This window comes from Microbacterium sp. Leaf320 (assembly GCF_001423485.1).
In the GTDB taxonomy this organism is placed as follows: domain Bacteria; phylum Actinomycetota; class Actinomycetes; order Actinomycetales; family Microbacteriaceae; genus Microbacterium.
Genome location: NZ_LMOD01000001.1, coordinates 736500 through 760525 on the forward strand (window position 1 = coordinate 736500; position 24026 = coordinate 760525).

Below are 24026 nucleotides of genomic sequence, written 5' to 3' on the forward strand. Positions count from 1 at the left end.
GGGCTGAGAATCACGACGTTCAGGTGTACCAGGTGGGCTCGGGCACCTCGTTCTTCAGCACGAACGTCCCGACCTCGCGCTTCTTGTACGCGATCGGATCATGAAGGCTGTGCGTGCGCAGGTTGCGCCAGAAGATGTCGAGTCCGACCGCATTCGCCGACGCGCGTGCCCCTGTCAGCTCGTAGACCTTCGTGGCGACCTCCAAGCCGTCGTCGACGATCCGGAGCTTTCCCGCTGCGATCCGCACAGCGATCTCGCCGCGTCGCCGCGCCGTGAGATCCTCGCGGGGCGCATGCAGCACGGCACTGATCTCCGCACCCACGGCGTCCAGCAGCGCTTCGTCGGCCCACAGCTTCGACGCGAGCTCGCCATAACCCTCGAGCAGGTACCACTCGTCCGTCGCGTGCTGCTTGTCGTGTCCGCCGTAGGGCCAGGGGCGCGTCGTGGTGCGCGTGTAGGCCGACGCCGTCTCGAGAGCCCCCTGTGCGATGCCGAGATAGAAATTCGCGAACACGAGCTGGATCGTCGGGACGTTCAGCGTGTTGTACGTGAGCGGCTGGAACTCCTTGTCGACGAATCCCGCAGCGGACGCCCAGGGGACGCGCACGTCGCGGATCTCGACCGAGCCTGACTCCGTGAGTCGCTGCCCCAGGTTGTCCCAGTCATCCGCGAACACGATCCCCTCCTGCGCGGTGGGGACGATGGCGAACACGTGCGTGTCGGTGCCCTCGAGGATGCCTTCGAGCACGGTGAGGTCCGAGACCTGCCCGCCCGTTGAGAACGACTTGCGTCCGGAGAAGATCAGGTCGTCGCCGTCTTCTCGGATCACGAGATCGGAATCCCGAGGGTTGACGGCGCCTCCGAAGAGGAAGTCGTTCGTCGTGTACAGCTCTTCGACGGCGGCGATCTGATCGTCCGTGGCGACGAGCCGCGCGGCCCATGCCCACAGGTAGTGGTAGCCGAGCAGCTGACCGATCGAGCCGTCGCCTCTCGCGACGGTGCGGATCACCCGGTACGCCGTGTCCCAGCTCTCACCGGCGCCGCCGTGCGCGCGGGGACCCAACAGTGTCACCAGCCCCGATTCCTTCAACAGCCTGACTTCGGCTCGTGGCGTCGCGTTCGCGCGATCACGGTCGATGGCGTCCGCGGCGAGGATGTCCGCCACCTCCTGTGCGCGGTCGAGCCAGTCGGCGCTGGTCTGTGGTCTTGCTGCGTCCCGCCATCGATCGCCGAGATCTTCTGTCACTGCATCCGTCGTCGCTGCGTTCGTGAATGTCACGTTCTTGCCTTTCCGTGTGGGTTCGGTGTTCGCCCGTCCTCCGGCGTTGCGGCAACGATAGGAGCAGGTCGGGACGGAACGCGGGTTGTTTCCCAGGGTGAGTGACTGTTACCCACAGTGACCCCCGGTCGCGTCTCTCGCCGCCCCCTCCATGAGCCCCTGTGGAGTGCCGCACCGGCAACTAGAATCGGAGGGATATGGCTACTCCGCACCCCCTCACCACGACCGCCAGCGGCGCCGACGTCCGCGTCCGCTTCTGCCCCTCGCCGACCGGACTGCCGCATGTCGGCATGGTCCGCACCGCGCTCTTCAACTGGGCCTACGCCCGCCACACGGGCGGGAAGATGGTGTTCCGCATCGAGGACACCGACGCCGCCCGCGACAGCGAGGAGAGCTTCCGCCAGCTCGTCGACGCGCTCACGTGGCTCAAGATCGACTGGGACGAGGGCGTCGAGGTCGGCGGACCGCACGCCCCGTATCGGCAGTCCGAGCGTCATGACATCTACCGCGGCGTCATCGACAAGCTGCTCGCCACCGGTGCGCTCTACGAGAGCTACTCGACGGCCGAGGAGATCGACGCCCGCAACGAGGCCGCCGGCCGTGCGAAGCAGCTCGGTTACGACAACTTCGATCGCACTCTGACCGACGAGCAGAAGGCCGCCTTCCGGGCCGAGGGGCGTCAGCCTGCGCTTCGACTCCGCGTGCCCGAAGAAGACCTCACGTACGTCGACCTCATCCGTGACGAGGTGACCTTCCCGGCCGGGTCGTTCCCGGACTTCGTGGTCGTACGGCCCAACGGCATCCCGCTGTACACCTTCGTGAACCCGGTCGACGACGCCCTCATGGGCATCACGCACGTGCTCCGCGGAGAAGACCTGATGCCGTCTACGGCGCGTCAGCTCGCGCTCTATGCGGCGCTCATCGAGGCAGGCGTCACCACGTTCGTGCCGCGCTTCGCCCACATGCCGCTGGTGCTGGGGGAAACCGGCAACAAGAAGCTGTCCAAGCGCGACCCTCAGGCGGACCTCTTCCTGCACCGCGACCGCGGCTTCATCCACGAGGGGCTGCTCAACTACCTCGCCCTTCTGGGCTGGTCGATCGGTCCCGACCGCGACGTGTTCTCGCTGGAGGAGTTCACCGAGGCATTCGACATCGTCAACGTCAACCCGAACCCGGCTCGCTTCGACCAGAAGAAGGCCGAGTCGATCAACGGCGACCACATCCGCACGCTGGGCGAGAAGGACTTCGCTGAGCGGACGATCCCGTACCTCGCGGCCGCAGGACTCTTCGACGAGCCCACGCACGAGCAGCTCGTGATGGCGTTCCGCGTCGCACCGCTGGTGCAGGAGCGCGTACAGCTGCTGGGTGAAGTCCCAGGGATGGTGGGCTTCCTGTTCACCGACGACGTGTCCTATGACGCCGACGCGCTCAAGGGGCTCCCCGCCAACGCGGCCGAGGTGCTCGACGCCTGTGTCGCAGCGCTCGAGCCGGTGACCGACTTCACTCCGGAGAAGGTCCAGGAGGCCCTCGCCGAGGCTCTGGTCGAGAAGCTCGAGCTCAAGCCGCGGATCGCCTACGGTCCGCCGCGCGTCGCGATCACCGGCCGGCGGATCTCCCCGCCGCTGTTCGAGTCGATGGAGCTGCTGGGCAAGGACGAGTCGCTGCGACGACTTCGTGCTCTTTCGGAGTTCCTCGCGAACTGAGGTCGAGTGACAGCGAAGAGGGAGGGCATCCGACGGGTGCTCTCCCTCTTCGCGTCCGCGGTCGCGTGTGCCGCGCAGGAGTGGCGATCCCGGGCGACGCGCCCGGACGGAGTGAGGCGTTTTGGCATTCGGGCCGAGGCTCGGGTAGGCTTGACTCTCGGTGCGAGGCTCCGGTTTTGCCCTTGGGGTATGGTGTAATTGGCAACACGGCGGTTTCTGGTTCCGTTGTTCTTGGTTCGAGTCCAGGTACCCCAGCAAGACAAAAACCCCCGCGAGAGCGGGGGTTTTGTCGTATTCGGGAAAGTGCCTAGTCGCACTCTCCGATGAACTCGAGGTAGCACACGGCCTCGTGGGTCACCGCGGGCTCGTAGTCGTCGTTCGAGACCTGGCGCGTGTCCATCTCCGGTGTGCGGGTGAGATTGCCGTAGGAGCCGAGGGTGGCCACGTAGTACCCGTCGCCGTCCAGTGCCTTCATCTCATCGATCGCACCGCTGTAGTCGGTGCAGAGCAGTGTGGCCGTCTCGGTGAGCTCGACGCCGACGCAGGCGGCCGTGTAGGTCGCGACCATGAGGTTCGTGCAGTCGGTCCAGTCCTGGTTGACCGTGCACGGGTTCACGGCGTCCATCGAGACGTCGTAGCGTCCGGTCTCGTATTCCTCGCTGTGGAACGTCTCCGGCTTCTCGGGGACGTCGGTCTTGGTCCAGTGCCGGGCGGTGGTGAAGGCGACGACGACCACGACGGCAGCGATCAGCAGCAGGGCGCCGAGGATCGACAGTGTGACCCAGAGCCCGACCTTGCTCTTCTTCCGAGGTTCGCCCTCGGGCGCCGAAGCGTAGCCGGCGTAGACCGCGCTCGCTCCCGCGGCACCTTCGTAGCCCGGGTACGGAGCAGTCGCGGCGTACGCAGGATCGGGGGTCTGCTCGGAGGTCGGGGCACCTGCGTATGCCGGGGGCGGTGCGTCGTATGCGGGCGGCGGTGCGTCGTATGCCGGGGGTGGCGCGTTGTACGAGGGAGGCGGTGCGTCGTATGCCGGGGGTGGCGTCTCGCCGGACGAGGGCGCAGGCGGCGGGGGAGTCGGGATCGTGGTGAGCCAGTAGGAGTACCAGCTCTGCGTCGACGCGGGGTCGGCCGCGACCTGCTGAGCCTCGACATCGGTGAGCTGTAACCCGAGGGCGCCGCGCAGATCTGCTCTGGTCAGGGACTCACGGAATTCCTCGAGTGACATCGTCATAGTCAAGAGAATGGCAGACCTATGTACCGGTCGACAATCCGCGCGGGGTTCGCCTAGCAGGTCGCGTCCCCGCAGCGCCATGCCCTTCACACGCCGGGTCGGTCGCGGCATCGTGGTCGCACGCGCGCCCGCACTGCCGACAGGAGTCAGACCGATGGCACTCAGAAGAGTCGTGCCGGGAGAAGAACCCGGTATCCGTCGTCGACGTTCGGGGTCGGGCTTCCGCTACCTCGATGCCGGCGATGAGACGGTGTCGGAGGCCGATCGTGAGCGGATCCATGACCTCGCGATCCCTCCCGCATGGACGGATGTCTGGATCGCCGCCGATCCGCTGGCGCATATCCAGGCTGTCGGCACCGATGACGCGGGAAGACGGCAGTATCTCTACCATCCGCTGTGGCGGACAGGGAGGGATCAGCGCAAGTTCGCCCGCGCGCTGCGGCTGGCCGAGGCGCTGCCTGCGGCCAGGGCCAAGGTGACGCGCGCGATCGGGGAGTCCGGTCTCACACGCGGACGCGCACTCGCGGTGTCTTTCCGGCTGCTCGACGACGCCGCCCTGCGGATCGGTTCGGAACGCTACCTCGTGAAGCACGGCAGTCGTGGCCTCAGCACGCTTCGGCGCCGCGACGTCCGTATAGACGGAAGCACGGTCGCCCTGAGCTTCCCCGCGAAGAGCAAGCAGTTGGCGTCGATCGAGATCACCGACGCTCCGTTGGCCGAGGCCCTGTCGGAGTTCTCCGTCGGATCCCCGCGTGCGCCGCTGCTGGCCTACCGGAAGGGGCGGCGGAGGGTGCGCCTGACCTCGAGCGAGGTCAACGACTATCTGCGCGAGGTGGCGGGAGCCGCCTTCACTGCGAAGGACTTCCGCACGCTGCACGGCACCATCCTCGCGGCGGACGCGCTGGCCCGTATCGGTCGGCTCGAGACCAAGAACGAGAGGCGGCGTGCCGAGCGCCTCGCCGTGCAGGCCACGGCCTCGGCGCTCGGCAACACCCTCGCGGTGGCGCGAGGGAGCTACATCGACCCTCGCGTGTTCCGGCTCTACGCGCGGGGTCGCACCCTCGATCTCACCGTGTCACCCGAGACTGCGATCCGCCGGCTGCTCGGACGCTGACGACTGGTCAGCTCTCGCGCGGGTAGGTGTAGAAGCCCTCGCCGGTGGCGACGCCGAGCTTGCCTTTGTCGATGTACTGCTCCTTGAGCAGATCGGCGAAGCGCTGCTGCTTCTTGCCGCCCATGCGCGAGATGTTGTAGGCCGTGGTCAGACCCACGATGTCGTAGATCTCGAACGGGCCGGCGGGAGCACCGGTGCCGATGCGCCAGGTCGCGTCGATCGCCTCAGGCTCGGCGATCCCGTCGACGAGGAGTTCGGCGCCCGCCTCGAGGAACGGCACGAGGAGGGAGTTCAGCAGGTATCCTGCCTTCTCCTTCTTGATCTGGATCGGGACCATGCCGATCTGCGTGGCGAACTCCACGACCGTCTCATAGACGGCGGGGTCGGTGTCGGGCGTGCCCATCACCTCGGCGGTGTTGTGCGACCAGATCTCATTCGCGAAGTGCAGCGCGAGGAAGCGATCGGGGCGTCCGGTGGACTCCGACAGGGCGCTGGGCAGCAGAGTCGAGGAGTTCGTCGCGAAGATCGTCGTGGCGGGTGCCGCGTCCGCGAGCGTGCGGTAGATGCCCTGCTTGAGCTCCAGGCTCTCCGGGACGGCCTCGATCACGAGGTCGGCGTTGCCAGCGGCATCCGCGAGGTCGGAGGTGAGGCGGATGCGGCCGACGGCCGTCTGCGCGCCACCGTCAGCCGCGTTCTCGGCGCCGTCTGCGACGTAGCGCGCCGCGAGCGCTTCGAAGCGCTCGGCTGCGCGGTCGAGGGCAGCCTGATCGATGTCGTACGCGACGACGTCGAATCCGTGGAAGGCGGTCTGGAACGCGATCTGCGATCCGAGGACGCCGGTGCCGAGAACGGTGATGTTCTTCATTTCTCTTCCTTCTCTGATGGCCTTGTGGGCCGGGGTCATGATGCGGCGTCGCCGCGGTCGAAGCGCTGCAGGTCGTGCGCGAAGCACGACACCTCCGCATCCGACCACTGCGCGAGATGGGTGTCGATCACGTGCTGCAGCGTGTCGAGCGTTCCTCGGAAGGCTTCTTCGCCTTCGGGGGTGAGTGCGAGCGGGCGCCCGCGTCCCGCCGTCGCAGGCATCTCCTGCACGAGCCCGAGAGCGATGAGGGACGACAACTGCCGGGACACCGTCGAACGGTTGAGCCGGAACATCTGCGCGATGTCCGTCGAGCGGATGCCCGGCTCATCGGCGATGGCCATCACGATCGACTGGTCTGTGATGGAGAGTCGCGTCTCGCCGGACCGGGCATCGACCAGACCCCGGCGGGTGATCGCCAGCAGGGACCGCAGCACCGTCGCGCTGTCCTGACCTCGTGCGTCCGCCTCGTCGATTTGTTGCATACTGCAACCCTAGACCTGTCTGTTGCATAATGCAACGCAGGCGCACGGTGGAGCGTGATCTTCGGCGCCGGATGAAAGGATGGGAGACATGCACACCGCCAACCTCACGCGAGAGGAGACCGCGGCGCGATCCGCCGCCATCTCCGTTCGCAGCATCCGCGTCGAACTCGATCTGACCGGAGCGCCCGAGCGGGCTCGCAGTGGGTTCCCGACGGTCACGACGCTCGACTTCGCATCGACGACCTCGTCGACCTGGCTCGACTTCATCGGCGAGAGCGTGGAGCGGCTCGTCGTCAACGGCGTCGAACAGGAGGTCGTCTACGACGGGGCCCGGATCGCCGTGCGCGATCTCGCGGACTCGAACACGATCCGCGTCGAGGCGGTCGGGGCCTACAGTCGGTCGGGTGAGGGGCTGCACCGTTTCCACGATCCTGTCGATGACCGCACCTATCTCTACACGCAGTACGAGCCCGCCGACTCGCGGCGTGTGATGGCGTGCTTCGAGCAGCCGGACATCAAGGCTCCCTACACGTTCGTGATCGACGCGCCGGCAGGGTGGGAGGTTCTCTCGAACCAGTCCGCCGCTGCCGTCGATGCCGGCGTCGGGGTGCAGCGCGTCGAGTTCGCCCCGACGCTGCCGATCTCGAGCTACATCACCTCCGTGGCGGCCGGGCCGTATGCCCGAGTCGAGGGGGAGTGGGCGCGTGATGATCAGCGCATCGCGCTCGGCGTGTTCGCGCGACAGTCGCTCGCGCAGTACCTCGAGTCCGACGAGATCCTCGAGATCACGCGTCAGGGCCTGGACTTCTTCACGGATGCTTTCGCGTACCCGTATCCCTGGGGCAAGTACGACCAGATCTTCGTCCCCGAGTACAACCTCGGTGCGATGGAGAACCCGGGTCTCGTCACCTTCACCGAGGCGTATCTCTCTCGAGGTGCTGCGACGGACGCCCAGCGGGCGGCTCGGGCGAACACGATCCTGCACGAGATGGCCCATATGTGGTTCGGCGACCTCGTGACCATGAAGTGGTGGGACGACCTCTGGCTCAAGGAGTCCTTCGCCGACTACATGGGTTCGCACGCGTCCGCAGTCGCGACGCGCTTCCACGACGCCTGGGTGAAGTTCGCCGCCAACCGCAAAGCCTGGGCGTACCAACAGGACCAATTGCCGACCACCCACCCGATCGTCGCCGACATCTCGGATCTCGAAGCGGCCAAACTGAACTTCGACGGGATCACCTACGCCAAGGGTGCAGCGGTGCTCAAGCAGCTGGTCGCCTTCGTCGGCGATGACGCGTTCTTCGACGGTGCTCGCAGGTACTTCGCCCGGAACGCGTTCGGGAACACGACACTCGACGACTTCCTCGTGCAGCTCAGTGCGGTGTCCGGTCGTGACATGTCCGGGTGGTCGCGCGCCTGGCTGCAGACCACCGGCGTCTCGACGCTCTGGATCGAGAAGGATGCAGATGGAGCATCCGTGCTCGTGCAGTCCGATCCGCGCCCTCATCGCCTGCGCATCGGACTGTACGACGACATCGACGGCCGCGTCGTGCGCCGTGACCAGATCGCGCTCGACATCCACGACGAGCACACTCCGGTGGAGCTGCCCGACGCTGCCCTCGTGCTGCTCAACGACGACGACCTCACCTACGCCAAGGTGCGCCTCGATGAGGCATCGCTGACGACCGTGCAGAACTCGCTCTCCGCCGTCGAGGATCCGCTCGCGCGAGCGGTCATCTGGTCGTCTCTCTGGAACGCCACCAGGGACGGAGAGCTCGCGGCGACCCGGTACACGTCGATCGTGCGCGCGCACGCGCCTCACGAGTCGAACATCGGTCTCCTGAGTGGAGTGCTCGCGAACGCTCTCTTCGCGATCCGGCACTACGTCGCCGACGAGAACCGGGCGCACGAGCAGAGGCAGTGGGTGGAGGCGGCGTGGAGCGCACTCCAGTCAGCGGATTCCGGCAGTGATGCGCAGCTCTCGTGGGCACGCGCCCTTGCGGCGGCCTCCGCCTTCGATGACGCACGTTCCCGGGACATCCGCGCGATCCTCGACGGGGAGAGGCCCGACGGGCTCGTCGTCGACCCGGACCTCCGGTGGCAGTTGCTGACCGCTCTCGTGACGACGGGTCATGCCGGCGTGGAGGAGATCGAGGCGGAGCAGCAGGCCGATGACACCGGGAGCGGCCGTACCGCCGCGCGCCGCGCCCTCGCATCGGTCCCGGACGCCGCCGTGCGCGCCGAGGCCTGGGGGCAGGCGTGGAACGACGAGTCGCTCAGCAACGATCATCTCGACGCGGTCATCAGCGGATTCCGTGCAGGCGGACGACGCGACCTGATCGCGGGCTTCGACGACGAGTACTTCGCAAGGATCGGCGACGCCTGGTCGGAGCGGAGCATCGAGCTGGCCCGGCGCCTGGTTGTGGGGTTGTTCCCGGCTGCGCCGAGCCTCGAGTCGGTGGATGCCTGGATCGCCGGCAATTCGTCGGCTCCCGCGGCTCTGCGACGGATCCTCGTCGAGCAGCGCGATCACCTCGCGCGGGATCTTAGAGTGCGGGCAGCGCAAGCTCAGTCGGACTCGAGCTCATCGGCGGTGCTCTGACCCACGGCGAAGTGGTCGGGTCGGTCGTCGCTCTGCGTCAGCAGCACGAGCGCGATGTAGGCGGCCCACGCTCGCGCGCGCACCCATGTCGCGTCGTCGTACCGAGAGCCTGTCGCAGCCCGGAACACCTCGCGCCCCGACACATCGAACAGCATCCATGCCGACGCGAGGTCGTAGGCGGGGTCGCCGACGGTGACGTCGCCGAAGTCGATGAGTGCCGCGAGCGAGCCCTCGTGAACCAGGATGTTGCCGGGGTGGAGGTCCCCGTGGATCCAGACCCGTTCGCAACTCGGCGCGGCTGCCAGTCCTTCGTCCCAGGCCGCGCGCAGCGCCGACCGGTTCGAGAGGGCATCGAGGCGAGGGCGCATGGCGCCATCGCGTGTGGCCAGCTCTCGACCGCGCACGGGATTGAGTGGGGCGTCGTCAGGGGCCGGAGCGTGCAGGACCCGAAGCGCCTCGGCGAGCCGTGGCGCCCAGGAGGAGTTCTCGACCCGCGACGACGTGAGCGCGTTCGACCCGTCGATCCAGGGGATCACCGACCACGGCCGGGGGAAGACGTCGTTCGGCATTCCGGCGAGCACGGGGACAGGAGTCCGGATGCCGAGCGCCGCCAGCGCCGGCCCGATCTCGGGCAGGGCGTGCTGCTCGTTCGTGATGAGCGGCACTGCGAGAGCGCGCCTGGGCAGCCGCACGACGAGGTCCGCACCCAGTCGCCACATCGCGTTGTCCCATCCTTCGGCGAGGAGACTGAGCGGACGATCGGCCAGCTGCGGCGCCGCGGTGCGAAGCAGCGTGCGCAGGCCGTCCTCGTCGAGAGAGTATTCGGCCGAGGGGGAGTCGGCCATGCTCAGATGTCGAGCGACTCGCCCGGCTCGAGCACCGAGAACTCGCCGCCGCCCTGTTCGGTCGCCCACTGCAGTCGTTGACGGTGCATCGTCTTGCCTGCCACGGAGAGCGTCATGTCGTGCGTGCCGAACGCGCGACGCGGCTTCACGGCAAGGACGTAGTCCATCGCCTCACCGATCTTCAGCCACGGAGCGCCGAGGGGAGCGGCGAGGGTGCCGACCTCGATCCCCTCGGGCACGGCGTAGGAGTCTCCGGGGTAGTAGAACTCATCGTTCACCAGCACCCCGACGTTCTCGACGGTCGGGAGCGAGGAGTGGATCACTTCGTGCGTGCCGCCGAAGAAGCGCAGCGAGAACGCTCCGACCTCCACGGTATCGCCCGGTGCGACCATCGAGATCTCGTAGCCCTCGGCCGCGCGCGCGACGCCGGCCGGCGCGTAGATCGGCGTACCGGGAGCCGCGCGCAGGATGCGGTCGAGGTGCTCTGGGGTCCAGTGATCCGGATGCTCGTGGGTGATGACGACGGCGACGAGGCCGGCGAGATCGTTCAGAGGAGCCGTGAACGAACCCGGATCGATGAGGAGTATGTCATCGCCCTGCTGGATGCGAAGAGCGGCATGTTCGAATTTCGTGACGCGCATGGGATGAGTCAACTCCTTCGCGGCGTCCCTGGCAAACCGTCGAGCGGACGCGCCACGCCCGGGAATCGAGCAGGGTCGGGCTCGATTTGGCGACGCGAGAATCGTCGTGGCATACTTGAACAGTTGTCGCGGCACGGAAACGTTCCGCCAGAAGGCCCCATCGTATAGCGGCCTAGTACGCTGCCCTCTCACGGCGGTAACGCGGGTTCGAATCCCGCTGGGGTCACACAACACACGAAAGCCCTCGGTTCTCCGAGGGCTTTCGTCGTATCCCTGCGCATGGTACTCAGGGCGTATCCTCGCCCGCGGGAAGGTCACGCCGCGTTCCGGCGTGCCCCCGTCAGCCACAGCGCGAGAGCGGTGCACCCGAGCGCGATCGCGGCGAGCGGGAAGTCGAGGCCGTACGCGGTGATGGCGATGATCGGCGCGATGAACACCAGCACCGCGGCGACCACAGCGGCCTTGGACGAGAAACGAGCCGGGCCCGCGGCCGGAGCCTTCTCGAACCGGATCAGCCAGAGCGACAGCACCCAAACGGCGGCGAGGACGACGATGAGGAACAGCGGTCGAGTCCACCACCAGACAGCGCTTCCCGGTGCCGGGAGCGGGAAGGGGAGTGCGAGCTGGATGCCGATCAGCACCATGATCATCGGCAGATGCCACAGGTAGATGGTCATGAGTCGTGAGCCGATCAGGAAGACCACGCCCTGGGCCGTTCGATGCCTCATGAGCGCCGTCAGGGGTGCGTGCAGCAGCGTGAGGGCGGCGGCCTGGATGACGGCGAGCATGACCATGGCTGTGGTCGGAGGCCACTGGTTGCCGAGCATGTTCCACGAGTAGCCGCCCATCGAGACGAGGCCCCAGAGTGCCGCGTAGCCGGCGCCGATGAGCAGCATCAGCTGCCACCAGCGGCGCGCGCCGAACCAGCCGTCGAACAGGAAGAACCCGATCTGCTGCGCGAACAGCCAGACGAACACGATGTTCGGGATGCCGAAGAGCTCCTGGCCGAGACCGTAGCCCGTTCCGGCGACAGGCTGGATGCCGAGGAACCCGCCGATGACCGTGAACCGGAACGTGTCCACGAGCACGGCGCCCGCCAAGAGGCCGAGAAGCACCCAGGCGCCGTACTGCTCGTGCAGTCGCATCATCGCCGGAGCGAGCGCCTGGACGATCATGTACGCGGCGAGGAACCAGAGCGGAGAGCCGACGCCGATCGCGACCGTGTCGACGAGGGCGGGGTCGACTCCGATCAACCGCGTGGCGCCGAGAACGACGGTGAAGAAGACGAACAGCGGGAGCGCGGGGCGCGCGAGTCGCAGGAGGCGCACGCGCACGAAGTCCTCCGCGGAGTCTCCGCGTGCCGACGCCGATCGCCATCCCGCACGGGCCGCGTATCCGCCGACCACGAAGAACAGCGGCATGATGTTCGCGATCCAGGACGCCGCAGTGAACCAGGACTGCGCTTCGACGGTGCGCTCGATCAGCAGCGTTCCATCCGGCGCTCGCCCGACACCCGTGAACAGGATGTGCACGAAGACGACCAGGACGACGCAGACGACCCGCGCCAGATCGAGGGTCAGATCGCGACCCGCAGGGACGGTGCGGGTCGTCGAGTCGGTGGCGGCGCTGCTCATGCCGATGACTCTAGCGGTGACGGGAGGCTGTCGACGGGAGCGACCGCAGGCGTGAGGTCAGGTCGTCGGCGAGAGGGTGAGCTGCCGGAACGTGCGGTTGCTCAGCGGCAGAACCATGAGCGCCATCATCGTGCCGCCGAAGAGAGCGAACGGCACCCAGACCGCCGTGATCGAGGCGAGCAGACCGAATCCCGCCATGGCGACGGGCATGAGACAGTCGTCTCCGAGACGGGTGATCGAGCCCATCCGGCCGAGGTAGGCGGTGTCGACCGTGGCTGAGAATGTGGCGCTCAGGAGCACCGAGGCGTACCCCGCGGTCGCGCCGATGACGAAGGCCGCTGTCGCGACCGTCCACGCCGGTCCCCAGCCGAGCGCGATGATCCCTGCTCCCTGCACGACGAGCGCCCAGAAGCCTGCGAACGCCTCTCTTCGCGGTCGCCACTTCACGACCGAGACGGCGCCGAGCGCCGCACCCAGTCCGAGCAGCGCCTCGAACAGTCCCACAGCCTGGGCGCCCCACCCCTCGTCGTGCGCGCGCAGCGCGAGCCCGATCCCCACCGCTGGACCGACAGCGAGGTTGAGTCCGGAGAGCGCGATGACGAGGGTGCGGGTCGTCGGGTGGCTGCCGAGATGGGTGAATCCGCGGGCGATGCCGTGCAGGGTGGACTCCTTCGCCGCACGGGCGAGCAGGAAGCGCGGCCGGAGCCAGATCGCGATGAAGGCGATGACGAGACTGAATGTGAGGGCGTTGACGGCCGCGCTGCCCACGAGCCCCGTGTAGGCGACGAGCACGCCGCCGATCGCCGCGCCGGCCATGGTGCCGAGGCGCGACACGGTCTGGGCGAGCGCACCGTAGGAAGGGAGATCACCCGGGCGTACGAGCTGGCGGGCGACGGTTCCGGCCGAAGGCTCGTAGAACGCGTCGCAGACTCCGAAGGCGATCGCCGCGAACAGCAGCACGCCGACGGTCGGCGGGGTCGCGACGACCCAGACGGCCACGGAGACCAGCACGCCGACTCTCAGCACGGTGAAGAGCATCATCACCCGCCGGGCATCGGAGCGGTCGGCGATCACACCGCCGAAGAGCAGGACGATCGCCCGGGGGATCGTGCCGGCGGCGACGATGAGCCCGGCGACCGCGGGCGAGGCCGTCTGCACGGCCGTCCAAGCGAGAGCGATGGTCCACAGGGCATCCCCGGCGTCGGAGAGCGCCTTGACGCCGATCCAGGCGTGCACACGGCGGTCGCGTCGGAACGGTGGCGGCGCCGACAGCTGCACGGGTTCGGTTGTGGCGCTCATGGCGTCGTCGGGAACGCATGCGCGAAGAAGAAGATCGGCGTGCGCTCCTGCCCGTCCTCGAGGTCGACGGACGCCCGCCACTCCTCCATCGTGCGCAGAAGGCGCGCACTCAGATCACGGAGTTCGTCAGGAGACGCCCACGCGGTCGACTCGGTGTTCGAGGCGTCGTACGCGGCGTAGGCGGGGTCACCATGGCGTCGCTGCCACCGCTGAAGACGATCGATCTGCATCCGGATCCCCTGCCGCTGCGCCTCGCGTGCCAGCAGAGCGTCTGCGGGGGAGTCGGCGTAGTCCTCAGCCGACCAGGTGAGTCCACGGCGAGCGAGCTTCCACCAGCTGGTACGACGGTCGCCGGAGGGGTCTTCGACGCGTTCGACGAGCCCGGCTCGTTCGAGCATCCTCAGGTGGTGGCTGATGCTCCCGACCTGGCTCCCGAGCGATCGTGCGAGCGTGGTGACCTGCGAGGTGCCGTAGAGCAGCAGGTAGTCGTAGATGCGGCGTCGCAGAGGGTGGTGCACCGCCGTGATCACCGAGATGTCTTCCATGGACGCAACGGTAGAACCGGTGACGAAATCCCACAAGAGTTCTTGTATACCGCGGAAAAACAACGAAAGGGCCGCCACAGAATGGGAGCGGCGGCCCTTTCCGCGGATGCGACTCAGCCCTCCGCAGGCGGTTCACCGACTGCCCGACGAGTGCGCCGTGCGCGCCGGATGAGCCAGATCACCAGCACGACCGCTCCGGCGACAGCGAGCCACGGCAGGATGAAGCCGACTGCCACGACCAGCGCGTTCAACGACACCACGAGGCCGTTCCAGCCGGCGAGGAGGCCGTCTGCGAAGCCGGCCGGATCGGCTGTCGTCGCTGGCGTGGTGCGGGTCAGCTGCACCTGCAGGCTCGACATGGCGACCTGGTCGTCGAGCGAGGCGAGCTGCTGCTCGTAGGACTCGAGCTGGGCCTGGCGATCCGTGAGCGCGACCTCGGCCTCGATGAGCTCCGCGACCGTCCCGGTCTGCGACATCAGCTCGGTGAGTCGCTGCACAGATGCCCTGGTGGCATCCACGCGCGCACGCAGGTCGATCGCCGTGGAGGTGACATCCTGCTTCGAGATCGACGAGGAGAGCACTTCGCCCGAATCGGCGAGTTCGTCGATGACGGCGGCGAGATCGGCCGAGGGCACGCGGATGCTGATCCAGCCGTACCCGGGGTCGGAGGGCGCAGGCTCCGAGGTGCCGTCTATGGCGACGCTCTGCCCGATCTCGGTGCTCTCGACATAACCGCCGCGAGACTCGGCGAGTGCGGAGATCGCGGCGGCGGCGTCCCCGATGTCCTTCACCTGCACCGTGGCGTTCGCGGTGGCGATGATCTCGCGGTCGGTGTCGTCGACGGCGCCCGGCACAAGGCTCGATGATTCCGCCGAGTCGGATGCGGTTCCGGGCGCGCTCTGATCGACGGATCCGGACCGCGAGTCCTCCAAGGCGACGCCGGCGGGCATTCCTCCGCCTTCCGCGGTGCTCATCGCGCTGCCGCCCACGATGCCGAGGATCGGTGGAGTGACCAGGACGCCCACGACGAACGCAGCAGCTATCCCGGTGCCTGTCAGCCAGCGGCGGCGGCGCGCTCGCGAGCGGGCGGCGGAGGGGGTCTCGCGGGGGCGCTCGGTCGCGATCTCCGCGAAGACCGCGCGTTCGATGCGGGTCACCGCAGCATCCGAGAGCTCGGGGAGGTCGTCGGAGGTGTTCTTGTCGTTCATGCGTCGCTCGCTTCCTTCACGGCACCGCGCAGTCGGGTGCGGACTCGGGAGAGACGGTTCCGGACGATCGCGTGGCTCACGCCCAGCTCCTCGGCCGCGGCCTGGTAGGCGTACCCCTCTGCGGCGCAGAGGCGGAAGATCTCGCGGTCCAGATCGCTCAGGGTGCCGACCTCTGCCGCGATCCGCGCTGCCAGGGCTGCGGTGATCACCTGCTCCTCGACGCTGACCGTCGAGGGGATGGTGTCATCGACGGCGTCCGTCGTGTTCGCCTGGTCGCGTCTGCGCTGTCGCAGCCGGTTCGCGGCCTGGAATCGGCAGATCGTCGCGAGCCACGGCAGCAGGGACTCGCTCTGCAGCTCGAGCCCCGGCATCTTGCGCCACGCGGTGACGAACGTCTCCTGGGTCACATCCTCGGCGTCGGCGGGTGAGCCGAGCAGGCCGTGGGCGATCCAGTAGACCGGTCGGACATGTGAGCGGTACAGCTCGCGGAAGGCGCTCTCGTCACCTGTCGCGGCCTGCGCCACCCATTTCTGATCACTCGTCTGCACGGGCATCCTGTTTCCGTTCGGTGTCTCTCACCTGGGAAGTGTCGACGGATGCCCCATCGTCTCAGATCAGTGTGCGGGCGCGGCGTGCGCCTTCGCGAGCGTCTGCTGCGACATGCGGTCGATCCACGCCAGCGCGACCGCCGAGACGATGAACACCATGTGGATGACGACCTGCCAGAGGACGCCGGTCGGGGTGTACTTCTCGCCGTCCGTGCTGATCCCGCTCTCGCTCATGCCCCCGACCTCGATGAAGGTCTTGAGCAGGTGGATCGAGGAGATCCCGATGATGGCCATCGCGAGCTTGACCTTGAGGACGTTGGCGTTGACATGCGACAGCCATTCCGGCTGATCGGGATGTCCGTCGACGTTGATCCGCGAGACGAACGTCTCGTAACCGCCGATGATGACCATGATGAGCAGGTTCGCGATCATCACGACGTCGATCAGGCCCAGCACGGCGAGCATGATGACAGCCTCGTCGAGATGCGAGATGTCGCTGATGACACCTTCGATCAGATGCCAGAGCTCCACCATGAAGACGACGACGTAGACGAGCTGGGCGACGATCAGGCCGATGTACAGCGGGGCCTGCAGCCACCGGCTGACGAAGATGAGCGATCCGATCGACCGCGCCCACGGATTGCGGGGCGGAGTATCGAGGGGAGCGATGCCGTGTTCTGCGGCAGGGGAGGGGGGAGTCGCGGTCACGCCACCATTCCACCATGCCGCGTTCGCTCCGCTACAATCGGTCACGCGAGAGGGAGTATCCCGCAAGCGCATCCACCGTCATCACGAGCACCGTCACCGCTGCTCCGGTCGTGCGACGCATTCCGTGCGTGGGAGAGACTTTCGGCATTTTTCCGACCCCTTCCGACTCCTCCCGAAAGGTGCAGAGCACCCGTGGACATTCCTGTCTGGTTCGAGATCACCTCGATGATCGTGCTCACGATCATCCTGATCGGCGACCTGCTCCTGATCCGACTCCGCCCGCATATCCCCTCGACCAAGGAGTCGACGCTGTGGGTCGTGTTCTACGTCGCTCTCGCACTCCTCTTCGCGGTGCTTCTCGGCAATGTGGCGGGATGGCGCAACGCAGGTGACTTCATCACCGGATGGGCCCTGGAATACAGTCTCTCGATCGACAACCTGTTCGTGTTCGTGCTGATCATGGCGCAGTTCGCCGTGCCGCGGCGCCTGCAGCAGCAAGTGCTGATGGTGGGCATCATCATCGCGCTCGTGCTGCGTGGCGCGTTCATCCTCGTCGGCGTGGCAGTCATCGAGCACTTCTCGCCGATCTTCTACATCTTCGGCGCCTTCCTCATCTACACCGCGATCAAGCAGGCGATGCCGGAAGGGGAGCACGAAGACGACATCAAGCGCGAGAACTTCATCGTGCGTCTGCTGCGCCGCCGCATCGACATCAGCGAGGAGTACGACGGGTCCAAGCTCCGCACGACGGTCGACGGCAAGCGCATGTGGACGCCGATGGTCATCGTGTTCATCACGATCGGCGTCACCGACCTGATCTTCGCGATCGACTCGATCCCGGCGATCTTCGAGATCACGACCAACGGATTCCTCGTCTTCGCGGCGAACATCTTCGCCCTGATGGGTCTCCGCCAGCTCTACTTCCTGCTGGGCGACCTGCTCGACCGCCTGCGCTACCTGCACTACGGCATCGCGGTGATCCTCGGCTTCATCGGCATCAAGCTCATCCTTCACGCGCTGCATGAGAACGAGCTGCCGTTCATCAACGGCGGTGAGCACGTCGAGTGGGTGCCCGAGATCGACAACCTCGTCTCTCTCGGTGTCATCGTCGTGTCGATGACGGTCGCGACCGTGGCGAGCCTCATAGCGGCATCGCGCGAGAAGTCCTCTGCGAAGAAGGCGGCGATCGTCGAGTAGCGGCGGGGCTTCTCACTCGGCCGCCCAGAGCGTCTCGGCCTCGAGCGTGAGGTCGACGACCTGACGCAGCAGTGCACCGACGGTCGTCGACCGCAGGAGCGCGTGACGGTCGTACTCTCCGAGCGGCGCGATGGCGGCGAGCTGCCAGGAAGCTGCGATCGGATCGTCCGACAGCTCGGTCTCGGGATCCCACGGCCCCTCGACACGGGCGAGGACACGCCGCACGATCGCCTCTGCTTCGGTGCGCAGCGGGGTGAGCGCATCGCTCCAGGTCAGCTCGGGCAGCGACGAGATCTCTGCACGCGGGTAGGGCTCGTCCTCCATCCACTGCTCGACCGTGAAGCGGTCGGTGCCGATGGCGACGATGTGCAGCACGTCGGCATCCGCCGAGACGGTGGCGAGCCTGGCGGTCGCGCCGATGCTGCTTCGGCGATCACCGCCGCCGACTTCGTGACCACGCTCGATGAGCACGACGCCGAACTGCGGATCGTCCTGGTCGAGGAGCTGCCCGATCATCGTCAGATACCGCGGTTCGAACACTCGGAGCAGCAGCGGCGTGTGCGGGAAGAGCACCGAGCCGAGCGGGAACATGGGGAGAGCGACCATGGCCCCAGTCAACACCGCACGCCTCCGTGTGAACAGCGTCGAGCAATGAGCGACGCCGAGCGATGGACAGCGCCGTACAGTGAGGACATGCGCAGACCTGCCCCGATCACCCCTGCTCCCGGACAGGAATCCGTGTGGGACTATCCTCGGCCGCCGAGGGTCGAGCGGGTGCCGGAGCGCGTCACCATACGCCTGGGCGGTGCACTCATCGCCGACACCCGTGATGCGGTGCGGGTGCTCGAGACGAGTCATCCGCCCGTGTTCTACCTGCCGATCGCCGACTTCGGCGAAGGAGCGCTCGTGGATGCCCCTGGCTCGTCGTTCTGCGAGTTCAAGGGAGCCGCCCGGTACCTCGACGTCCGCGGCGGATCACTCGTGGCGGCGGGAGCGGCCTGGAACTATCCCAATCCCACGGCCGGGTTCGAGGTGCTGGCGGATCGGGTCGCAGTCTATGCGGGCCCGATGGATGAGTGCACGGTCGGGGCCGAGACCGTCGTTCCGCAGCCGGGCGGGTTCTATGGAGGGTGGGTGACGTCCTCGGTCGTCGGGCCGTTCAAGGGTGTACCCGGCTCCATGGGCTGGTAGTGCTCCATGGGGTGGTGAAACGGTGGACGCCGTTCGCTCAGAACGCGCGCAGATTCGCCTGCAGCCCTCCGTCGACGTACTCACGTCGAAGGATGCCGCGGCGACGGAGCACCGGCACGAGCTCGTCGAGCGTGCGGTGCAGAGACACGGGATGGAAGTCGCCCCACAGGAGCACGCCGTCGTTGCCCCAGTCGCCGAGTTCCTCGATGAGGTCGGCGAACTCCTCGGCCGTTCCGACGAACCCCGATCGGTCGGCGATCCGACCGGTGCGAGCGAGAGCCGTCAGATGCGCCCGCAGCGGGGCATCGTCGCCGCGGTCGCCGATCAGGCGCCGGATGCTGCCCTGGGAGACATGCTCTCCGAAGATCGACAGGTCCAGCGGGCGATCGAGGTCGAGCGCCGTCAGATCTGTCTCGAGATCACTCGACTGCTTGCGAGCGATCTGCATCAGGGCCGCGTCGTCCGGGTGGGCGGATGCGGCGACGAGGCGATCCGCTTCCTCCGGCGACGACGTGATGACCGGCTGGATCGCGAACAGGATGGTGATGTCGGCGGGGGAGCGGCCGGCAGCGATCGCCGCCTCATGGATCTTCGCCCGGTACGCGCGGACGGACGCTTCATCCAGCGGCGCGAGTGCGAGCTGCACATCGGAGTTCGCACCGGCGAAGCCGAGACCGCGTCCAGAGCCCCCGGGCGAGACGATCGCCGGTTCGCCATCCGTGAAGGGGACCGCGTTCAGGGGGCCGTCGAACGCGAAGTGCTCCCCACGGTGTCTGGCTGCGTGCAGCTTCGATCCGTCGGCGAACACCCCCGTCTCACGGTCCTGCACGAGCGCGCCCTGGTCCCAGCTCCGCCAGAGTGATCGGATGCCGTCGAGCCACTCCTCGGCGCGGTCGTAGGCGGCGTCGTGGCCGAGCTGGTCCGCTGCGGAGAAGTGGCGAGCGCTCCCGGTGTCAGTGACGACGTTGAGCCCGAGCCGATGGGCGCTGAGGTGCTGCAGCGTCGAGAACTGTCGTGCCGCCGTGTAGGGGAGGTACGCCGCAGGATTGACGGTCGGCACGACACCGAGATGGCGGGTGGCCTGGAAGAGATAGGGGGCGAGGAGGAGGGGATCGTGCTTCGGGCCGCCGAACGCATGGCGTACCCGCAGGTCGATGGTGTCGGCGGATCCGAGAGAGGGCGCATCCTCGATGATCACGAGGTCGAACCCGGCCTGCTCCAGAGTGCGAGCGGCCTCCTGATAGATCTCGGGACGCGTCCAGTCGTAGTCCCAGTCCAGTGACGGATATCCCCAGCCCTGCGGTCCGAAGCCGCGAGCCAGGAACCAGCCGAAGTGCTGGGGCCTGCTCATGCGACGGCCTCCCGCGCCGGTTCGAGCACGCGGGCCAGGTCCGAGATCAGGTCCGTGACGTCCTCGATGCCGATCGAGAGGCGCAGGGTCCCGGGGTGGACACCCAGCAGGTCCCGCTCCTCCTGCGTGCGGTGCGCGTGGCTCGTCGTCCCGGGATGCAACACGAGCGAGCGCACATCGCCGATATGCGTCATGTGGGTGAAGACGTCGACGCTCTCGACGAAGTCGCGTGCCGCGTCGAGTCCGCCGCGGAGGGTGAACGTGAAGATCGAGCCGTGGCCGCCGTGGAGGTACTTCTGGGCGAGCGCGTGATCGGGGTGCGTCTCGAGGCCCACATAGTCGACGCTCTCGACCGCGTCCTGAGCGGCGAGCCAGCGGGCCACTTCGAGGGCGCTGCGGGACTGACGCTCGACCCGCAGGCCGAGCGTCTCGGCGCCCTGCCCGATCAGGAAGGCGTTCAAGGGAGACGGTGACGCCCCGAACCGGGGTGCCACGGATTCGCGCGCATAGGCGATGCGGGCCTTGCCGCCGTGCCGGGAGGCCACGCTCGGAAAGCCTCCGCGGCCGGGGAGCACCAGGTGCGGCGCGTTGTGGCCGGCCTTCTCGGCGTCGAAGCGTCCGTCGTCGACGATGACGCCGCCGAGAACGGAGCCGTGGCCGGCGAGGAACTTCGAGGCGGAGTGCACCACGATCGCGGCGCCGTGCTCCAGAGGACGCACGAGGAAGGGCGTGGCGAGGGTGTTGTCGACGATGAGCGGGATCGCCGCGTCGTCGGCGACGGCGCTCACGGCTGCGACGTCGAGGATGTCGTTGCGGGCATTCGCGATCGACTCGGCGAACAGCGCTCTGGTGTTCGGGCGGATGGCCTGTCGCCAAGCCTCGGGGTTCCCGATGTCGTCGATGAAGGTGGCGTCGATGCCGAGGCGGGCGAGATTGTCGAGCAGGAGCCCGCGGGTGCCCTCGTAGATATGCGTGGACGAGACGATGTGGTCGCCTGCTCCTGCCACCGTCAGGAGTGCAGTGACGACCGCCGCCTGGCCGCTGGCGACGAGAACCGCGTCCGCTCCGGACTCGAGCGCGGCGAGCTGGCGTTCGACGGCATGGATCGTGGGATTGCCGGTGCGTGTGTAGCCGAACCCCGCACCTGTTCCGAAGTGATTCGCCGCGTGATCGAAATCGTCGAACTCGAAGCCCGCGGTCAGATAGATGGGAGTCGCCCGAGATGAGGCGGCACCCTGATTCCTGGCGGCGTGGACGGCCCTGGTGGCGAAGCCGGTGGTGTCGTCGGTCATGCGGGTGCCTCTCGAAGGTGCGGGTGACAGTAGCGTGTCACGCGGCGACTCTGCGCGCTGAAGCGGTGGTAATCTGACGTCATGCGGATCGTGCTCCTTCTTAGCGGCCGCGACGAGACCTCGTTCTGAGCCCCTCCTCGTCGCGGAGTCCAACGTGGGCCGAACCGCCAGCTTCAGGAGAAACGCAATGAACATGCCCGCAGCAGACTCTGCTCCCGCACGCCGCAGGACCCTCGCCGAGAAGGTCTGGGACGACCACCTCGTCGTCAAGGGCGAGAACGGCGAGCCGGACCTCATCTACATCGATCTGCACCTCGTGCACGAGGTGACGAGTCCGCAGGCCTTCGACGGCCTGCGTTCCGAAGGCCGCCCCCTGCGTCGGCTGGATCTCACGATCGCGACCGAGGACCACAACACCCCGACCTGGGACATCGACAAGCCGATCGCGGACCTCACCAGTCGCACGCAGATCGAGACGCTGCGCCGCAACGCCGCCGAGTTCGGTGTGCGTCTGCACTCGCTCGGCGACGCCGAGCAGGGCATCGTGCACGTCGTCGGCCCGCAGCTCGGGCTCACGATGCCGGGCATCACCGTGGTCTGCGGTGACTCGCACACGTCCACCCACGGCGCTTTCGGGGCCATGGCATTCGGCATCGGGACGAGTGAGGTCGAGCACGTGATGGCGACCCAGACGCTGCCGCTGAAGCCGTTCAAGACGATGGCGATCAACGTCGAAGGAACCCTGCGTCCCGGCGTCACGGCGAAGGACATCATCCTCGCGGTCATCGCGAAGATCACCACCGGCGGCGGTCAGGGTTACGTCCTGGAGTTCCGCGGCAGCGCGATCCGCGCGCTGTCGATGGAGGGCCGGATGACGATCTGCAACATGTCGATCGAGGCCGGCGCCCGCGCGGGTATGGTCGCCCCCGACGAGACGACCTTCGAATATCTGAAGGGACGCCCGCACGCGCCCAAGGGTCAGGACTGGGACGACGCGGTCGCGTACTGGCGCACTCTCCCCACAGACGAGGGGGCGACGTTCGACGCGGAGGTCTTCATCGACGCCGACGAGCTCGAGCCGTTCGTGACCTGGGGAACGAACCCTGGTCAGGGCAGCTCCCTCTCCGCCGCCGTCCCCGACCCCGCCGAGATCGTCGACGCCAACGAGCGCGCGGCAGCCGAGCGGGCCCTCGAGTACATGGATCTGACACCGGGCACGCCTCTCAAAGAGGTTCCCGTCGACGCCGTCTTCATGGGCTCGTGCACGAACAGCCGCATCGAGGACCTCCGTGCGTTCGCGTCGATCATCGAGGGCAAGAAGAAGGCCGACGGCGTGCGCGTCATGGTCGTTCCCGGCTCTGCCCGTGTGCGGTTGGAGGCGGAGGCCGAAGGGCTCGACAAGATCATCAAGGACTTCGGCGCCGAATGGCGATTCGCCGGCTGCTCGATGTGTCTCGGGATGAACCCCGATCAGCTCGCCCCCGGGGAGCGCTGTGCGTCGACCTCCAACCGCAACTTCGAGGGTCGACAGGGCAAGGGCGGGCGCACGCACCTGGTGTCACCGCTGGTCGCCGCGGCGACCGCGATCCGCGGCACGCTCTCGAGCCCCAGCGACCTGAACGAGATGGCGGAGGTCTGACCATGGAGAAGTTCACCACCCACACGGGTATCGCCGCTCCGCTGAAGCGCTCGAACGTCGACACCGACCAGATCATCCCCGCGGTGTTCCTCAAGCGGGTCACGAAGACCGGATTCGAGGACGCGTTGTTCCACGGCTGGCGCCAGGATCCGGAGTTCGTGCTCAACCGGCCCGCCTTCCAGGGCGCATCCGTCCTGGTCGCAGGCCCCGATTTCGGCACCGGATCGAGCCGCGAGCACGCCGTCTGGGCGCTGCGCGACTTCGGCTTCTCGGTGGTCCTGAGCCCCCGTTTCGCCGACATCTTCCGGGGCAACTCCGGCAAGCAGGGACTCCTCGCGGCGACGATCTCGGAAGAGGATCTCGAGCGGATCTGGGCCGAGATCGACCGGAATCCCGGGGGATCCATCACTGTCGACCTCGAGGCGCGGACCGCGTCGATCGGTGAGATCCAGGCTGACCTCGGGATCGACGATTACACTAGATGGCGGCTCCTCGAAGGGCTCGATGACATCGGGCTCACACTGCGCAACGAAGACAAGATCGCGCAGTTCGAGGCCCGTCGCGAGTCGTGGCGGCCCCGGACCCTTCCCGTTCAGCAGTGAACGGCGGGGCGGGGGAGCCGAGGGCGACCCCGCCCCGAATTCCGTTGAAT

22 protein-coding genes and 2 tRNA genes are annotated in these 24026 nt (G+C 67.4%); 9 read left to right on the forward strand and 15 right to left on the reverse strand.

Annotated elements, in window-relative coordinates:
- Positions 1 to 19: 19 nt before the first annotated feature.
- Positions 20 to 1279, reverse strand: a complete 1260-nt coding sequence (locus ASF63_RS03465) for an acyl-CoA dehydrogenase family protein (RefSeq protein ID WP_235560680.1) — start codon at positions 1277 to 1279, stop codon at positions 20 to 22.
- Positions 1280 to 1476: 197 nt separating this feature from the next.
- Here ASF63_RS03465 and gltX point away from each other — a divergent pair, with 197 nt between their 5' ends.
- Both gltX and ASF63_RS03475 read left to right on the forward strand, forming a co-directional pair.
- Positions 1477 to 2982, forward strand: coding sequence for a glutamate--tRNA ligase (gene gltX / locus ASF63_RS03470; RefSeq protein ID WP_056509590.1), 1506 nt, complete (start codon positions 1477 to 1479; stop codon positions 2980 to 2982).
- Between the two features lie 183 nt (positions 2983 to 3165).
- A tRNA-Gln gene (locus ASF63_RS03475) sits at positions 3166 to 3237 on the forward strand.
- Between the two features lie 52 nt (positions 3238 to 3289).
- Here ASF63_RS03475 and ASF63_RS03480 read toward each other — a convergent pair.
- On the reverse strand, positions 3290 to 4207 hold the full coding sequence (locus tag ASF63_RS03480) for a hypothetical protein (RefSeq protein ID WP_157534219.1): 918 nt from the start codon (positions 4205 to 4207) through the stop codon (positions 3290 to 3292).
- A 160-nt stretch (positions 4208 to 4367) separates the two neighbouring features.
- Between ASF63_RS03480 and ASF63_RS03485 the strand changes: the two genes are divergently transcribed.
- The gene (locus ASF63_RS03485; protein ID WP_056509595.1) at positions 4368 to 5327 is read left to right on the forward strand and encodes a DNA topoisomerase IB; all 960 of its coding nucleotides are present in this window, start codon (positions 4368 to 4370) and stop codon (positions 5325 to 5327) included.
- Between the two features lie 7 nt (positions 5328 to 5334).
- Here ASF63_RS03485 and ASF63_RS03490 read toward each other — a convergent pair whose 3' ends face one another.
- Together ASF63_RS03490 and ASF63_RS03495 are read right to left on the reverse strand one after the other, a co-directional pair.
- Positions 5335 to 6192 (reverse strand): 3-hydroxyacyl-CoA dehydrogenase, encoded by an 858-nt coding sequence (locus ASF63_RS03490; RefSeq protein WP_200933961.1) that lies wholly within the window; start codon positions 6190 to 6192, stop codon positions 5335 to 5337.
- Positions 6193 to 6227: 35 nt separating this feature from the next.
- The gene (locus ASF63_RS03495; RefSeq protein WP_082477802.1) at positions 6228 to 6674 is read right to left on the reverse strand and encodes a MarR family winged helix-turn-helix transcriptional regulator; all 447 of its coding nucleotides are present in this window, start codon (positions 6672 to 6674) and stop codon (positions 6228 to 6230) included.
- An 88-nt stretch (positions 6675 to 6762) separates the two neighbouring features.
- Between ASF63_RS03495 and pepN the strand changes: the two genes are divergently transcribed.
- On the forward strand, positions 6763 to 9276 hold the full coding sequence (gene pepN / locus ASF63_RS03500; RefSeq protein ID WP_056510209.1) for an aminopeptidase N: 2514 nt from the start codon (positions 6763 to 6765) through the stop codon (positions 9274 to 9276).
- On the opposite strand, the gene ASF63_RS03505 is transcribed toward pepN, so the two are convergent.
- Together ASF63_RS03505 and ASF63_RS03510 are read right to left on the reverse strand one after the other, a co-directional pair.
- Positions 9243 to 10121, reverse strand: a complete 879-nt coding sequence (locus ASF63_RS03505) for an aminoglycoside phosphotransferase family protein (protein ID WP_056509604.1) — start codon at positions 10119 to 10121, stop codon at positions 9243 to 9245. The two genes, pepN and ASF63_RS03505, sit on opposite strands and share 34 nt — an antisense overlap.
- Before the next feature lie 2 nt (positions 10122 to 10123).
- Positions 10124 to 10762, reverse strand: a complete 639-nt coding sequence (locus tag ASF63_RS03510) for an MBL fold metallo-hydrolase (RefSeq protein WP_056509607.1) — start codon at positions 10760 to 10762, stop codon at positions 10124 to 10126.
- Between the two features lie 153 nt (positions 10763 to 10915).
- Here ASF63_RS03510 and ASF63_RS03515 point away from each other — a divergent pair.
- Positions 10916 to 10988, forward strand: a tRNA-Glu gene (locus ASF63_RS03515).
- 88 nt (positions 10989 to 11076) lie between these two features.
- Here the strand turns inward: ASF63_RS03515 and ASF63_RS03520 are convergent.
- The 6 genes from ASF63_RS03520 to ASF63_RS03545 form a co-directional block, all read right to left on the reverse strand.
- Positions 11077 to 12396, reverse strand: coding sequence for an acyltransferase family protein (locus ASF63_RS03520; RefSeq protein WP_056509609.1), 1320 nt, complete (start codon positions 12394 to 12396; stop codon positions 11077 to 11079).
- A 57-nt stretch (positions 12397 to 12453) separates the two neighbouring features.
- The gene (locus ASF63_RS03525; protein WP_056509615.1) at positions 12454 to 13695 is read right to left on the reverse strand and encodes an MFS transporter; all 1242 of its coding nucleotides are present in this window, start codon (positions 13693 to 13695) and stop codon (positions 12454 to 12456) included.
- A complete protein-coding gene (locus ASF63_RS03530; RefSeq protein ID WP_056509619.1) occupies positions 13692 to 14240 on the reverse strand; it encodes an ArsR/SmtB family transcription factor in 549 nt (182 codons plus the stop codon). Before ASF63_RS03530 ends, ASF63_RS03525 begins: the two co-directional genes overlap by 4 nt.
- Positions 14241 to 14353: 113 nt before the next feature.
- Positions 14354 to 15448, reverse strand: a complete 1095-nt coding sequence (locus ASF63_RS03535) for a DUF4349 domain-containing protein (RefSeq protein ID WP_056509621.1) — start codon at positions 15446 to 15448, stop codon at positions 14354 to 14356.
- Positions 15445 to 16002, reverse strand: coding sequence for an RNA polymerase sigma factor (locus tag ASF63_RS03540; RefSeq protein WP_056509631.1), 558 nt, complete (start codon positions 16000 to 16002; stop codon positions 15445 to 15447). The genes ASF63_RS03535 and ASF63_RS03540 overlap by 4 nt, the downstream gene beginning before the upstream one ends.
- 60 nt (positions 16003 to 16062) lie before the next feature.
- The gene (locus ASF63_RS03545) at positions 16063 to 16704 is read right to left on the reverse strand and encodes a TIGR00645 family protein (protein WP_235560681.1); all 642 of its coding nucleotides are present in this window, start codon (positions 16702 to 16704) and stop codon (positions 16063 to 16065) included.
- 192 nt (positions 16705 to 16896) lie between these two features.
- Here ASF63_RS03545 and ASF63_RS03550 point away from each other — a divergent pair, with 192 nt between their 5' ends.
- Positions 16897 to 17901, forward strand: coding sequence for a TerC/Alx family metal homeostasis membrane protein (locus ASF63_RS03550; RefSeq protein ID WP_056509632.1), 1005 nt, complete (start codon positions 16897 to 16899; stop codon positions 17899 to 17901).
- A gap of 12 nt (positions 17902 to 17913) precedes the next feature.
- On the opposite strand, the gene ASF63_RS03555 is transcribed toward ASF63_RS03550, so the two are convergent.
- The gene (locus tag ASF63_RS03555) at positions 17914 to 18507 is read right to left on the reverse strand and encodes an LON peptidase substrate-binding domain-containing protein (RefSeq protein ID WP_056509635.1); all 594 of its coding nucleotides are present in this window, start codon (positions 18505 to 18507) and stop codon (positions 17914 to 17916) included.
- 87 nt (positions 18508 to 18594) lie between these two features.
- On the opposite strand from ASF63_RS03555, the gene ASF63_RS03560 reads away from it, so the two are divergent.
- On the forward strand, positions 18595 to 19092 hold the full coding sequence (locus ASF63_RS03560) for a DUF427 domain-containing protein (RefSeq protein WP_056510214.1): 498 nt from the start codon (positions 18595 to 18597) through the stop codon (positions 19090 to 19092).
- Between the two features lie 37 nt (positions 19093 to 19129).
- Here ASF63_RS03560 and ASF63_RS03565 read toward each other — a convergent pair whose 3' ends face one another.
- Entirely contained in the window at positions 19130 to 20443 is a 1314-nt protein-coding gene (locus ASF63_RS03565; RefSeq protein WP_056509637.1) for an LLM class flavin-dependent oxidoreductase, read from the reverse strand.
- Positions 20440 to 21735, reverse strand: a complete 1296-nt coding sequence (locus tag ASF63_RS03570) for an O-acetylhomoserine aminocarboxypropyltransferase/cysteine synthase family protein (protein WP_056509640.1) — start codon at positions 21733 to 21735, stop codon at positions 20440 to 20442. Before ASF63_RS03570 ends, ASF63_RS03565 begins: the two co-directional genes overlap by 4 nt.
- Before the next feature lie 187 nt (positions 21736 to 21922).
- Here ASF63_RS03570 and leuC point away from each other — a divergent pair, with 187 nt between their 5' ends.
- Together leuC and leuD are read left to right on the forward strand one after the other, a co-directional pair.
- A complete protein-coding gene (gene leuC, locus ASF63_RS03575) occupies positions 21923 to 23374 on the forward strand; it encodes a 3-isopropylmalate dehydratase large subunit (protein WP_056509643.1) in 1452 nt (483 codons plus the stop codon).
- 2 nt (positions 23375 to 23376) lie between these two features.
- Positions 23377 to 23976, forward strand: a complete 600-nt coding sequence (gene leuD / locus ASF63_RS03580) for a 3-isopropylmalate dehydratase small subunit (RefSeq protein WP_056509646.1) — start codon at positions 23377 to 23379, stop codon at positions 23974 to 23976.
- The last annotated feature ends 50 nt before the right edge of the window (positions 23977 to 24026 follow it).